Source organism: Curtobacterium sp. TC1 (assembly GCF_019844075.1).
Classification (GTDB): Bacteria; Actinomycetota; Actinomycetes; order Actinomycetales; family Microbacteriaceae; genus Curtobacterium.
Map to the genome: position 1 here is coordinate 1,145,067 of NZ_CP081964.1, position 14,001 is coordinate 1,159,067.

Annotated in this window: 10 protein-coding genes; all 10 read left to right on the forward strand. The window is 71.7% G+C overall.

Annotated elements, in window-relative coordinates; translation table 11 throughout:
• The first annotated feature begins 37 nt into the window (after positions 1–37).
• Positions 38–2,371, forward strand: a complete 2,334-nt coding sequence (gene ligA / locus KZI27_RS06565; protein ID WP_222660041.1) for an NAD-dependent DNA ligase LigA — start codon at positions 38–40, stop codon at positions 2,369–2,371.
• Positions 2,372–2,552: 181 nt separating this feature from the next.
• Positions 2,553–3,920, forward strand: coding sequence for an alpha/beta hydrolase (locus tag KZI27_RS06570; protein ID WP_222660043.1), 1,368 nt, complete (start codon positions 2,553–2,555; stop codon positions 3,918–3,920).
• Between the two features lie 201 nt (positions 3,921–4,121).
• Positions 4,122–6,446: a transglycosylase domain-containing protein gene (locus KZI27_RS06575; protein WP_222660045.1), complete on the forward strand. Its 2,325-nt coding sequence runs from the start codon at positions 4,122–4,124 to the stop codon at positions 6,444–6,446.
• A 53-nt stretch (positions 6,447–6,499) separates the two neighbouring features.
• The gene (gatC, locus tag KZI27_RS06580; RefSeq protein WP_111085021.1) at positions 6,500–6,799 is read left to right on the forward strand and encodes an Asp-tRNA(Asn)/Glu-tRNA(Gln) amidotransferase subunit GatC; all 300 of its coding nucleotides are present in this window, start codon (positions 6,500–6,502) and stop codon (positions 6,797–6,799) included.
• Positions 6,796–8,340 (forward strand): Asp-tRNA(Asn)/Glu-tRNA(Gln) amidotransferase subunit GatA, encoded by a 1,545-nt coding sequence (gatA, locus tag KZI27_RS06585; protein WP_222660047.1) that lies wholly within the window; start codon positions 6,796–6,798, stop codon positions 8,338–8,340. Before gatC ends, gatA begins: the two co-directional genes overlap by 4 nt.
• Positions 8,340–9,845 carry an Asp-tRNA(Asn)/Glu-tRNA(Gln) amidotransferase subunit GatB gene (gene gatB, locus KZI27_RS06590; protein ID WP_222660049.1) on the forward strand — a complete coding sequence of 502 codons (1,506 nt, stop codon included), beginning with the start codon at positions 8,340–8,342 and terminating at the stop codon, positions 9,843–9,845. The genes gatA and gatB overlap by 1 nt, the downstream gene beginning before the upstream one ends.
• Positions 9,846–9,942: 97 nt before the next feature.
• Positions 9,943–11,022 carry a type III polyketide synthase gene (locus tag KZI27_RS06595; protein ID WP_222660051.1) on the forward strand — a complete coding sequence of 360 codons (1,080 nt, stop codon included), beginning with the start codon at positions 9,943–9,945 and terminating at the stop codon, positions 11,020–11,022.
• A complete protein-coding gene (locus KZI27_RS06600; protein WP_222660052.1) occupies positions 11,019–11,741 on the forward strand; it encodes a methyltransferase domain-containing protein in 723 nt (240 codons plus the stop codon). The genes KZI27_RS06595 and KZI27_RS06600 overlap by 4 nt, the downstream gene beginning before the upstream one ends.
• 52 nt (positions 11,742–11,793) lie before the next feature.
• Positions 11,794–12,744 (forward strand): GlxA family transcriptional regulator, encoded by a 951-nt coding sequence (locus KZI27_RS06605; protein ID WP_222660054.1) that lies wholly within the window; start codon positions 11,794–11,796, stop codon positions 12,742–12,744.
• A 111-nt stretch (positions 12,745–12,855) separates the two neighbouring features.
• Positions 12,856–13,860, forward strand: a complete 1,005-nt coding sequence (gene gap / locus KZI27_RS06610; protein ID WP_222660055.1) for a type I glyceraldehyde-3-phosphate dehydrogenase — start codon at positions 12,856–12,858, stop codon at positions 13,858–13,860.
• Positions 13,861–14,001 lie beyond the last annotated feature (141 nt).

Sequence of the window (14,001 nt, forward strand, 5' to 3'; positions counted from 1 at the left end):
GCACGCCGCGTCGGTGGCACGCGGTAGAACTGAGGGCATGAGCGAGACCGACGCCACGTTCGAGACCATCGACCCCGACGGGCTCGACGCCGCCCAGGCCGGGCGCGAGGTCGACCGGCTGCGGGCACGCATCAACGAGCTGCGACAGGCCTACTACCAGGGCGAGAACGGTTCGCCCGAAGCCGACGCCGACTACGACGTGCTGGTCCGGCGGCTCGACGCGATCGAGCATCGCTTCCCGGAGCTCCTGACCGAGGACAGCCCCACCCAGACCGTCGGCGGCCAGGCGCAGACCACGCAGTTCGCGCCGGTCGAGCACGCCGAGCGCATGCTCTCGCTCGACAACGTGTTCAGCCCGGACGAGCTGACCGAGTGGGCCCTCAAGGTGCAGCGCGACGCCGGTGCCGAGCGCGTCCGCTTCCTGACCGAGCTGAAGATCGACGGCCTCGCGATCAACCTGCGCTACGAGCACGGCCGGCTGGTGTCGGCGGCGACCCGCGGTGACGGGGTGGTCGGCGAGGACGTCACCGGCAACGTCCGGACGATGGGCACGATCCCGGACCGCCTGTCGGGCACCGGCCACCCGCCCCTGGTCGAGGTCCGCGGCGAGATCTTCTTCCCGGTCGCCGAGTTCGACGAGCTCAACGCGAACCAGCGCGAGGCGGGGGAACGGGTCTTCGCCAACCCGCGCAACGCCGCCGCCGGGTCCCTCCGCCAGAAGGAAGAGGGCAAGTCCGAGGCGAAGCGCGCGCTCATGGTCGACCGGCTCCGGCGGTTGCGGATGCTCGTGCACGGCATCGGCGCGTGGCCCGTGCGCGAACTCGAGCAGGAGACCGACGTCCGCTCGCAGTCCGAGGTGTACGAGCTGCTCGAGACGTGGGGGCTGCCGACGAGCAGCCACTACCGGGTCTTCGACACCATCGACGAGGTGAACGCCTTCGTCCGCTCGACGGGTGACCGCCGCGCCTCGGTCGAGCACCAGATCGACGGCGTCGTGATCAAGGTCGACGACCTCGCCCTGCACGAGGAACTCGGCTCGACGTCACGGGCCCCCCGGTGGGCGATCGCCTACAAGTACCCGCCGGAAGAGGTCCACACGACGCTCACCGACATCGTGGTGAGCGTCGGCCGCACCGGTCGTGCGACGCCGTTCGCCGTGATGGCCCCGGCCGAGGTGGCCGGCTCGGTCGTGCGCCAGGCCACCCTGCACAACCAGCAGGTCGTCAAGGCGAAGGGCGTCCTGATCGGCGACACCGTCGTGCTGCGGAAGGCCGGCGACGTCATCCCCGAGGTCCTCGGGCCGGTCGTCGACCTGCGCGACGGCACGGAGCGCGAGTTCGTGATGCCGACGCACTGCCCGGAGTGCGGCACCGAGCTCGCCCCCGCGAAGGAAGGCGACATCGACCTCCGCTGCCCGAACGCGAAGAGCTGCCCGGCGCAGGTCCGCGGTCGTGTGGAGCACATCGCCTCGCGCGGCTCGCTCGACATCGAGGGCCTCGGCGAGGTCGCAGCCGCAGCGCTCACGCAACCGCTGCACCCGGAGACCCCGCCGCTCGTGACCGAGGCCGGGCTGTTCGACCTGACGATGCAGGACATCGTCCCGATCGAGGTGATCGTGCGCGACGCCGAGACCGGCATGGAGAAGGTCGACGACGCCGGCGCCCCGAAGCGCGTGACCCCGTTCAGCCGGGCGCGCAAGAAGACCGACCCGCCGTTCGACGCCGACGCCCGCGGTGCCGACTACACCGGCGAGCCGAGCCGCTACCCCTCGAAGAACGCGTTCGAGATGCTCGCGAACATCGACGCGGCCAAGACGAAACCGCTCTGGCGCATCATGGTCGGGCTGAGCATCCGCCACGTCGGACCGGTCGCGGCGCGGGCGCTCGCGAACCACTTCGGTTCCCTCGACCGGATCCGCGCCGCCTCGCGCGAGGAGCTCGCCGCGGTCGACGGTGTCGGCGGGATCATCGCCGACGCCCTGCTCGCGTGGTTCGAGGTCGACTGGCACCGCGAGATCATCGACCGCTGGACGGCGGCGGGCGTGCAGTTCACCACGCCGGACCACCCCGGCCCCGGCGGTGCTGCGGTCGAGGGCGGTGTCCTGAGCGGTGTCACGGTCGTGGCCACCGGATCGCTCGAGGGGTACACACGAGAAGGTGCGCTGGAGGCGATCATCACCGCCGGGGGCAAGGCGGCGTCGAGCGTGAGCAAGAAGACCGACTTCGTGGCCGCGGGCCCCGGGGCCGGTTCGAAGCTCACGAAGGCCGAGCAGCTGGGCCTCCGGATCATCGACGCCGAGCAGTTCCACCTGCTCGTGACCCAGGGCCCGAGCGCGCTCCCCGAACCCGAGGAGACCACGGCCGAGTCCTGAGCCCGACCGCGAGCACGCCGTCGACGTGTCCGCCCGCCGCGGCGCGCCGTCCGACGCACCCAGTTCGGGGGACAAGTTGCAACGCGCATGACCGATCCTCGGGCTTTCTCCTTACACTCGACAGAGCATCACCCGTCGTCTGCAGGGGGACGGCGGGACGGCCTTCCAGGGGGAGACCCGATTGCTGCTCATCGCCGCGGCTCTGCTCACCGCCTCGATGCACTCGCTCGGAGTGATCGAGGCCCCCGTCGCGCCTCCGTCCCACGCCACCACGGCCACCGTGACGGTCGCGCTGGTCTCCGAACGCCACGCGGTGCCCCAGCCGGTCATGACCGGGGGACAGATCGACGTCGACACCGTCGCGACCGCGCACGGACGCGCCTTCCTCGACGACCTCCGCACCCTCGGCGCCGGTGCCCTGCGCCGTGCCGCGGACGACCGACGCGTGGTGGCGACCGCACAGGACGACCCACCCGCCGCGGCCGTCGTCGCGCAGTGGTGGGCGGGGCTCGACGCCGACGAACAGGACACGCTCCTGGCGCACGCGCCCTCGATCGTCGGCAACCTCGAGGGCGTGCCCTACGCCGTGCGCGACCGGGCGAACCGGTCGACCCTGGCCAGCGGCCTCGCCGACCACGACACGACTGCCGCCCACGCCGCGATGCTCGGACAGGTACGGGACTCGCTGCGGCGCGAGCCCGGTGACCCGCAGCGGTTCCTCGTCACGCTCGACACCCGGGCAGCGGGACGAGCGGCGATCAGCATCGGCGACCTCGACACGGCGGCGGACGTCACCGTCATCGTGCCCGGGATGTTCTTCACCGTGACGGGGCAGATGGCCGACTTCACGAACACCGCCAACGACCTGGCGAGCGAGCAGGCGACCCTCGCACCGCTGGCAGCCGGTGGCTCCGGTGACGGGTCCGGCGTCGCCGTCGTGGCGTGGATGGGCTACCGCACGCCCGACCTGTCGAACATCATGTCGCTCAGCCTCGCCGACACCGGAGCACAGCGACTCGAGCGCACCGTCGACGGTCTGCGGCAGATCCGCGACGGCGACCAGCCCCGGCTGAACATCGTGGCGCACTCCTACGGGTCGACCACGGCGCTCATGGCGCTCGCCTCCGGACGGATGAGTGCCGACACCCTCACCGTCCTCGGGTCGCCGGGCAGCGACGTCCGGTCGTCGGCGGAGCTGGCCGTCGCCTCGGACGAGGTGTTCGTCGGCGTCGCGCACAGCGACCCGATCGCGGGGTCCGGGTACTACGGCACGGATCCCGGCGGTGCGTCCTTCGGCGCCACCGTGATGGACCTGGCCGGCGGGGCCGACGCGCTGGCCGCCGGCGACCTGTTCCGCCGTCCGGTCGGGCACAACGACTACCTCAAGCCCGGGACCGCGTCGCTGCACGACGTCGCCCTGATCGGCGTCGGCCGCGGCGACCTCGTCCGCGAGCAGGTCCGACGTGGCAGCACCGGTGACGACGGCGTCGTCGGGGCGTCGATCGACATGTACCTGGTCCGTCCACAGGACCTGCAGCCGCGCGACTGACGCGGTGCGGCCCTGGACGTGACCGGATCGTGACCGGTGGCCGACGTGCCGGGCGTGCGCCGGGCCTCCCGGTCGGATCCGCGACCGCGCGCGGATCGCGACCCGCGTCGGGTGGTGCCTGAGCGGCAACCTGAGCGACGGCGCAGCCTCAGTCGGTTCCACGGCAGAACCAGTACAGCCCGCCTCCCTACGGTTCGGGGCATGCGTGTGGTGCGATGGCCTGGTGCTCTCCTGATGTTCGTGGTGATGTCCGTGCTCGCCGGCATGCTCGTCGCCGTCGCGGTGACGCCGGCGGTCGCCGTCGCGGGTGAGAGCACCTCCGGAGCGGTCGCGTTCTTCGAGGACCTGCCGAGCTACCTCGACGTGCAGACGCCGCAGCAGGTCTCGTCGGTGTACGCGACGAAGGGCGGCAAGCAGGTCAAGATCGCGTCGTTCTACGCCGAGAACCGGACGAACGTCACAGCCGACCAGATGGCGGACACGCTCAAGCAGGCCGCGATCGACACCGAGGACCCCCGGTACTACGACGAGGGCGGCATCGACGTCCTCGGCACGCTGCGCGGAGTCGCCGCGACCGTCGTCGGCGGCGACGTCCAGGGCGGGTCGAGCATCACCCAGCAGTACGTCAAGAACGTCCTCGTGCAGCAGTGCGAGGAACTCACCGGCAAGGACCAGGCCGCCACGGCGAAGAAGGTGGAGGCCTGCTACCAGGACGCGGCCGGCGTCACCCCGCAGCGGAAGCTGCAGGAGATGCGGTACGCGATCGCCGTCAACAAGAAGTACTCGAAGGACGACATCCTGACCGGGTACCTGAACATCGTCGGGCTGGGCGGCCGGGTCTACGGCGCCGAGGCCGGTGCCGAGTACTACTTCGGGGTGCACGCGAAGGACCTGTCGCTCGTGCAGTCGGCGACGCTCGTGGCGATCCTCAACAACCCGTCGAACCTGCGCATCGACGTACCGAGCGACAAGGACAACGGCTCGGCCAACGGGTACGCGCTGACGAAGGAGCGCCGCGACTACGTGCTCCGCCGGATGCAGGCGCACGGGTCGATCACGAAGGCCGCGATGACGAAGGCGATCGCGACGCCGGTCACGCCGAAGATCACCGAGACCGCGAACGGCTGCTCGACCGCGGCGACGAACGAGGACGCCGGCTACTTCTGCGACTACGTCCGCGACCAGGTGCTGCAGGACCCGGCGTTCGGCAAGACCGCCGCAGCACGCATCGCGACCCTCGACACCAAGGGCCTGCAGATCCACACCTCGCTCGACCTCGACCTGCAGAGCCAGGCGCAGACCGCGCTGTCGACCTACGTGCCGTCCACGATGGCCGGCGTCGACGTCGGCGGCTCGAACGTCACCGTCGAGCCCGGCACCGGACGCATCATGTCGATGGTGCAGAACACGTCGTACACGCAGGGGGACAACGCCGCAGCGGGGTCGACCGCGGTGAACTACAGCGCGGACTCCGGGTACGGCAACTCCGGAGGGTTCCAGACGGGGTCCACCTACAAGGTGTTCACCCTGGCCGAGTGGCTCGCGACCGGCCACACCCTGTCCGAATCGGTGTCGACCACCGAGCACACCTTCCAGAACTCGGAGTTCACCAACTCCTGCCAGAACGTCAGTGGCGGGACGTGGCCCGTCGCGAACGCCGAGTCCGTGCCGGCCTCGATGACCGTGCAGGCCGCCACCGTCGAGTCGATCAACACCGCCTTCGGCGCGATGGGCAAGCAGCTCGACCTCTGCAAGATCGCGCAGCTCGCCCAGTCGATGGGGATCCACCGCGCCGACGGCGGTGCCCTCGGGCAGACCCCCTCGTCGATCCTCGGCGTCAACGAGCTGTCGCCGATCGACCTCGCCGAGGCGTACGCGGGCTTCGCGAACGGCGGTGTCGTCTGCACGCCGACCGCCATCGACTCGGTCACCGAGTCGGACGGCACCAAGATCACCCCGACGCCGTCGTCCTGCACGCAGGGCGTCTCGGCGGACGTCGCCGGCACCGTGGACTACGCGCTGCAGGGGGTGCTGTCGGGCTCCGGCACCGCAGCCAGCGCGAACCCGGGCGACAGCGTGCCGAAGTTCGCGAAGACCGGCACGACCGACGGCGACGTGCAGAACTGGCTCGTGGCGTCGTCGACGAAGTACACGAACGCCACCTGGATCGGCAACGTGCAGGGGAACGTGAGCCTGGCGAACTGGCCGTTCCTGCAGGGGACCACCGGGTACAGCGCGAAGTTCGGCGTCGGGAAGTCGATGATGGCGTACCTGGACCAGACGGTCGGTGGGGACGCGCTGCCCGCTCCGAGCCAGGCGATGATCGGGCAGGCCAGCCACGCGTCGCAGTCGCAGTCGCAGTCCTCGCAGTCGTCCTCGGGATCCTCGTCTGGACAGGGGGCCTCGCAGGGCGACCAGACGACGCAGACCACGCCGACGCAGCCGACTGCTCCTTCCACTCCGGCAGCACCGGCGGCTCCCGCTGCCACGGCGGCTCCGGCAGCGGGCGACCAGAACGGGAAGTGACTGCTCGGGCCAATAGACTGTCGGACATCCCACGAACCGATCGACGGAGCACCATGCCTGACATCACGAGCGAGCAGGTCGCGCACCTGGCGAACCTCGCGCGTATCGCACTCACGCCCGACGAGATCGAGAAGCTGACCGGGGAGCTGTCGCACATCGTCGAGAGCGTCGCCAAGGTCGCCGAGGTCGCGACCGACGACGTCCCGCTGACGAGCCACCCCGTGCCGCTCGGCAACGTCACCCGACCCGACGTCGTCGGCCAGACGCTGACACAGGAGCAGGCGCTCTCCGGGGCGCCCGACTCCGACGGCGAACGGTTCCGAGTGACCGCGATCCTGGGAGAAGAACAGTGACCGACATCACGCGCATGAGCGCCGCAGCACTCGCCGACGCCCTCGTGGCACGCGACGTCTCGAGCGTCGAGGCCACGCAGGCCCACCTCGACCGCATCGCCGCGGTCGACGGCGACGTGCACGCCTTCCTGCACGTCAACCAGAACGCCATCGCGGTCGCGAAGTCGATCGACTCGCGCCGTTCGGCCGGCGACGACCTCGGGCCCCTCGCCGGTGTCCCGATCGCGATCAAGGACGTCCTGTGCACGCAGGACATGCCGACGACCTCGGGCTCGAAGATCCTCGAGGGCTGGGTGCCGCCGTACGACGCCACCCCGGTCGCCAAGCTCCGAGCCGCCGGCCTCGTGCCGCTCGGCAAGACCAACATGGACGAGTTCGCGATGGGCTCGACCACCGAGTTCTCGGCGTACGGTCCGACCCACAACCCGTGGGACCTCGACCGCATCCCCGGCGGCTCCGGCGGTGGCTCGGCCGCTGCCGTCGCCGCGCACGAGGCACCCATCGCACTCGGTTCCGACACCGGCGGCTCGATCCGCCAGCCGGGCGCCGTCACCGGCACCGTCGGCGTGAAGCCGACCTACGGCGGGGTGAGCCGCTACGGCGCGATCGCCCTGGCGTCCAGCCTCGACCAGATCGGCCCGGTCGCGCGCACCGTCCTCGACGCCGCGCTCCTGCACGACGTCGTCGGCGGGCACGACCCGCGCGACTCCACCTCGATCCCCGACGCCTGGCCGTCGATGGCCGCCGCCGCTCGCGAAGGGCTGCAGGCGGACACGCTGCGCGGCCTGCGCGTCGGCGTGGTCAAGGAGCTGGCCGGTGGCGACGGCTTCCAGGCCGGGGTCACCCAGCGCTTCCAGGAGACCGTCGCCCTGCTCGAGTCGGCCGGTGCGGTCGTCGTCGAGATCGACGCCCCGTCCTTCGCCTACGCGATCAGCGCCTACTACCTGATCCTGCCGGCCGAGGCCTCGTCGAACCTGGCGAAGTTCGACTCGGTGCGCTTCGGACTCCGGGTCACGCCCGAGAACGGTGCCACCGTCGAGGACGTCATGGCCGCCACGCGCGAAGCCGGGTTCGGGCCCGAGGTGAAGCGTCGCATCATCCTCGGTACCTACGCCCTGAGCGCCGGGTACTACGACGCGTACTACGGCTCGGCGCAGAAGGTCCGCACGCTCGTGCAGCGGGACTTCCAGGCCGCCTTCGAACAGGTCGACCTGCTCATCAGCCCGTCGGCCCCGACGACCGCGTTCCCGATCGGTGAGCGCATCGACGACCCGCTCGCGATGTACCTCAACGACCTCACCACGATCCCCGCGAACCTGGCGGGCGTGCCCGGCATGAGCATCCCGAACGGCCTGGCGCCCGAGGACGGCCTGCCCGTCGGCGTGCAGCTCATGGCCCCGCAGCGCGAGGACGCCCGCCTGTACCGCTACGGTGCGGCGCTCGAACGTCTGCTCGAGCAGCAGTGGGGTGCCCCGCTCATCGACCGGATCCCGGACCTCGACCAGAGTCAGCAGTCGGCTGCGCAGGAAGGTGTGATCTGATGGCGCAGAAGGACGCGCTCATGGACTTCGACGAAGCACTGGAGCGCTACGAGCCGGTGCTCGGCTTCGAGGTGCACGTCGAGCTCGCGACGAAGACCAAGATGTTCTCGGACGCACCGAACTTCTTCGGTGGCGAGCCGAACACGAACGTGACGCCGGTCGACCTCGGGCTGCCCGGGTCGCTGCCGGTCGTGAACGCGCAGGCCGTGCGGTACTCGATCCAGCTCGGGCTCGCGCTCGGCTGCTCGATCGCCGAGTCGTCGCGGTTCGCCCGGAAGAACTACTTCTACCCGGACAACCCCAAGAACTACCAGGTCTCGCAGTTCGACGAGCCCATCGCGTTCGAGGGCGAGGTCGAGGTCGAACTGGCGGACGGCACGATCTTCAACGTGCCGATCGAGCGCGCCCACATGGAAGAGGACGCCGGCAAGCTGACGCACGTCGGCGGTGCCACCGGCCGCATCCAGGGCGCCGAGTACTCGCTCGTCGACTACAACCGCGCCGGGGTGCCCCTGGTCGAGATCGTCACGAAGCCGATCTTCGGCGCCGAGCACCGCGCTCCCGAGCTCGGTGCCGCGTACGTGCAGGTCATCCGCGACCTCGTCCGGGCACTCGGGGTCTCCGAGGCCCGCATGGAACGCGGCAACCTGCGCTGCGACGCCAACATCTCGCTGCGCCCCCGCGGCCAGGAGAAGCTCGGCACCCGCACCGAGACGAAGAACGTCAACTCCTTCCGTGCCGTCGAGCGTGCGATCCGCTACGAGATCCAGCGCCAGGCCGCGATCCTGGCCGACGGCGGCACCATCACGCAGGAGACCCGCCACTGGCACGAGGACACCGGCCGCACGTCGGCCGGCCGTCCGAAGTCGGACGCCGACGACTACCGCTACTTCCCCGAGCCCGACCTGCTGCCGGTCGTGCCGGACCCCGCGGTCGTCGAGGAACTCCGAGCGTCCCTGCCCGAGGCACCGGTGGCTCGCCGCCGTCGTCTCAAGGGCGAGTGGGGCTTCGCCGACCTGGAGTTCCAGGACGTCGTGAACGGCGGGCTGCTCGACCAGGTCGAGGGCACCGTCGCCGCCGGAGCCGCGCCGCAGGCCGCGCGCAAGTGGTGGACCGGTGAGATCAGCCGCGTCGCGAACGCGCAGGACGCCGAGCCCGGCGACCTCGTGTCGCCGCAGCACGTCGCCGAGGTCATCGCGCTCGTCGAGTCCGGTGACCTGACCGACCGCCTGGCCCGCCAGGTGCTCGAGGGCGTCATCGCCGGCGAGGGCTCGCCGGCCCAGGTCGTCGAGGCCCGCGGGCTCAAGGTCGTGTCCGACGACTCGGCGCTCACCGCCGCGGTCGACGAGGCGCTCGCCGCGCAGCCCGACGTGCTCGCCAAGATCCAGGACGGCAAGGTCCAGGCCGCCGGCGCCATCATCGGCGCCGTGATGAAGGCCATGAAGGGCCAGGCGGACGCCGCCCGCGTGCGCGAGCTGGTGCTGGAGCGCGCGCAGCAGTCGTAGACCGGATCCGTTGACGGACAGGAGGCGCGGTGCCGGCTGGCACCGCGCCTCCCGTCGATCCTGGGGACGCGTCAGCGACCCGGTGACAGGATGAGTCGTGTCCGCAACGATCCGCGCCATCGGAACCGCCGTCCCGGAGACGACGCTCGAGCAGGCTGCGGTGCGGGATCTCTTCGCCGCGCAGCCCGAGCTCGGTCGTCTCGGTCGGCGGCTCGTCCCCGCAGCCTTCGACGCCTCGGCGGTCGACCACCGGCACACCGTGCTGGACGAGCTCGACCGCGAACGACCCGCCGGCGCCTTCCGTGACGCGTACGGCGCCCTCCACTCGCCGTCGACCGGCACCCGCAACGACCGGTACCGCGAGCTCGCACCGGCGCTGTTCGTCGACGCCGCTCGTGACGCCCTCGATCGTGCGGACGTGGACGCCGCCTCGGTCACGCACGTCGTCACGGTGTCGTGCACGGGCTTCACGCAACCCGGTCCGGACCTGGACATCGTGACCGCGCTCGGGCTGCCGCGCGCCGTCTTCCGCCACCACATCGGGTTCATGGGCTGCTGTGCGGCGTTCCCGGCCCTGCGGATCGCCGCCGCGTTCGCCGAGGCCGACCCGGGCGCCGTCGTGCTGGTCGTCTGCGCCGAACTCTGCACCCTGCACGTCCGCGCGAGCGACGACCCCGACCAGGTCGTCGCCAACAGCGTCTTCGGCGACGGCGCCGCGGCCGCCGTCGTCACGGCCGACGGTCCCGGCCTGCGCCTCGACGCGTTCGCCACCGCCGTCGTGCCCGAGAGCGCCGGCGAGATGGCGTGGAACATCGGCGACGAGGGCTTCGAGATGGTCCTGAGCACCGCCGTGCCCAAGCTCGTCGGCACCAGCGTCGCCGAAGCCGTCGCGTCGCTGCTCGACGGTCCCGCCGCCGACGTGCCGGTGTGGGCCGTGCACCCCGGTGGCCGCGCGATCCTCGACCGGACCCAGCAGGCGCTCGACCTGCCGGACGCGGCGATCGCTGCGAGTCGCACGGTCCTGCGCGACCACGGGAACATGTCGAGTGCGACCGTGCTGTTCGTGCTCCGCGAAGCCGTCGACGCCGGCGTCCCGGACGGGGCACCCGTGGTGGCGCTCGCCTTCGGCCCCGGGCTCACCGTCGAGAGCGCGCGACTGACCATGGTGCGCACGTGAGCCGTCCCGACGGCGGCTCCACGGGCCTCCCGGTCCTCGACCTGCGCACCCGTGCGCTCGACCTGACCGAGCTCATGGACGACCCGGACTGCGATCCGCGCGCGCTGGCGCGCACCTTCCGGCGGTTCGCGCTCGTCAACGCCCTGGTGAGCGGGTGGCGATCGGCGTGGCGGACGCACGTCGTGCCGGCCCTGCCGGTCACCGGCCGCGGACGGGTGCTCGACCTCGGGTGCGGTGGCGGCGACCTGGCCCGGGCCGTCGTGCGGTGGGCGGCGAGCGACGGGTTCGACGTCGAGGTCGTCGGGGTCGACCCGGACCCGCGGGCGATCGACGCCGCGAACCGACGGGCGCCGCGGGGCGTCAGCTTCCGGCAGCAGTCGAGCGGTGACCTGGTGGCGGCGGGGGAGCGGTTCGACGTCGTCGTGTCGAACCACGTGCTGCACCACCTGGGAGACGACGAGCGGACGGGCTTCCTCGCCGACTCCGCTGCGTTGGCGTCGGGCCGCAGCGTGCACTCGGACATCCGTCGGTCACGGGAGGCGTACCACGCCTACGCGCTGGCGTCGCCGTTGGTGTCCGCTGGGACCTTCGTCCGGGTCGACGGTCTGCGGTCGATCCGCCGGTCCTTCACCCTGGCGGAGCTGCGGGACACGTTGCCGAGCGGGTGGCGGGCGGAACGGGCATCGCCGCACCGGGTGCTGGCGGTCCGCGACGCCTGACGCTCAGGGCGGTTCCGCCAGCCGGCCTATCGCGTCCGCTAGCGTCGACGGCATGGCTGCGTCCGCACTGCACCGCGTCGCGGTCCTCGTGCTCGACGGGGCGAAACCGCTCGACGTCGGGATCCCCGCGCAGGTGTTCTCGAACCGGCCGAGCATGCCCTACGAGGTGCGGGTGTGCGGGCCCCGGGCCGGTCGGATCACCGGCGGCGACGGGCTGGCCTACGCGGTCGACCACGGGCTGGAGGCACTGGACTGGGCCGAGACCGTCTTCGTGCCCGGCTACCGCCGACCGTCGGACTCGGCGCCGCCGGCCGACGTCGTCGCGGCACTGGCTCGGGCGCACGACCGCGGCGTCCGCATCGCGGCGATCTCCACCGGGGCGTTCGCGCTCGCGGCCGCCGGGCTGCTCGACGGACGCCGGGCGACGACGCACTGGCACTACACGCGGGTGCTCCGTGAGCGGTACCCCGAGGTGGACGTCGACGAGGACGTGCTGTTCGTCGACGCGGGCTCGGTGCTGACCAGCGCGGGAGCCGCGAGCGGGATCGACCTGTGCCTGCACATCGTCCGGCAGGACCACGGCGTGGCGCTGTCGAACCACGTCGCCCGACGGCTCGTCAGCGCCCCGTACCGCAGCGGCGGCCAGGCCCAGTACGTGCCGCGCAGCGTGCCGGAGCCGCTCGGGGACGTGTTCGCGGACACCCGGGAGTGGGCGCTCCGGCACCTCGCCGAGCCGCTGACGCTCGGGGCGCTCGCACGGAACGCCACGGTGTCGGCACGGACGTTCTCGCGCCGGTTCGTGGAGGACACCGGGTACACGCCGATGCAGTGGGTGCTGCGGGCGCGCGTGGACCTCGCCCGGGAACTCCTGGAGCAGTCGGACCTCGGCATCGACCAGGTGGCCGATCGGGCGGGCCTCGGCTCCGACGCGAACCTGCGGACGCACTTCCGGCGGATCCTCGGGACGTCGCCCACCGAGTACCGACGGACGTTCCAGGACTGACCGCGCCGTCGCGGCCGTGGTGGCGACATCCTTTCGAACGCTGGCTTCCCTGCCACTGGAGCCGCGCCTCCCGGCCCGTGAGCATGGAGCACGGAACGAAAGGAACCCCACATGACCCGCATCGCCATCAACGGCTTCGGCCGCATCGGCCGCAACACGCTCCGCGCCCTGCTCGCACGGGGCGGCGACGACCTCGAGGTCGTCGCCGTCAACGACCTGACCGCCCCCGACACGCTCGCGCACCTGTTCCGGTACGACTCCGCCCTCGGCCCGTTCGACGGCACCGTCGAGGTCGACGGGGACACGCTCGTCATCGACGGCCGCCGTGTCCGCGTCCTGGCCTCGCGTGAGCCGTCGGAGCTCCCGTGGGGCGACCTCGGCGTCGAGGTCGTGCTCGAGTCGACCGGCCGGTTCACCGCGCGCGACGCAGCGGCGGGACACCTGACCGCGGGAGCCCGCCGCGTCCTCATCAGTGCACCCGCAACGGGCGCGGACGTCACCATCGCGTACGGCGTGAACACGGACACGTTCGACCCTGCCGCGCACACGGTGATCTCGAACGCGTCGTGCACGACCAACGCGCTCGCACCCCTGGCATCGGTGCTCGACGACCTGGCAGGGATCGAGCACGGGTTCATGACCACCGTGCACGCGTACACACAGGAGCAGAACCTGCAGGACGGGCCGCACCGGGACCTGCGTCGAGCACGCGCCGCCGGGGTCAACATCGTGCCGACGACGACCGGAGCCGCCAAGGCCATCGGACTGGTGCTGCCCCGCCTGGAGGGCAAGTTGTCCGGTGACGCCATCCGCGTGCCCGTGCCCGTCGGGTCGATCGTCGAACTGAACACCGTCGTCTCGCGGGACGTGACCGCGGACGAGGTCAACGAGGCCTACCGGGCCGCAGCCGCCGGACCGCTCGCCGGGGTCCTGGCGTTCACCGCGGACCCGCTCGTGTCGACGGACATCACGGGGCGGCCCGAGTCGAGCGTCTTCGACTCGCTGCTCACGCGCGTCGACGAGGGCCGGCACGTGAAGGTCGTCGCCTGGTACGACAACGAGTGGGGCTTCTCGAACCGCGTCGTCGACACGCTCGGGATGCTGGCGCGCGCGTAGGGCGGTGCCGCGCGCGCGGGCGGGCGCGCGCGGCCGCGCGGTCTGTGCCGCGAGAGCGACAGTCTGCCGCGGATGTTCGGCGGCAGACTGTCGCTTTCGCGAGGGGATCGCGCAGCGCCCCGGCCGGTCGCAGCACTCCGC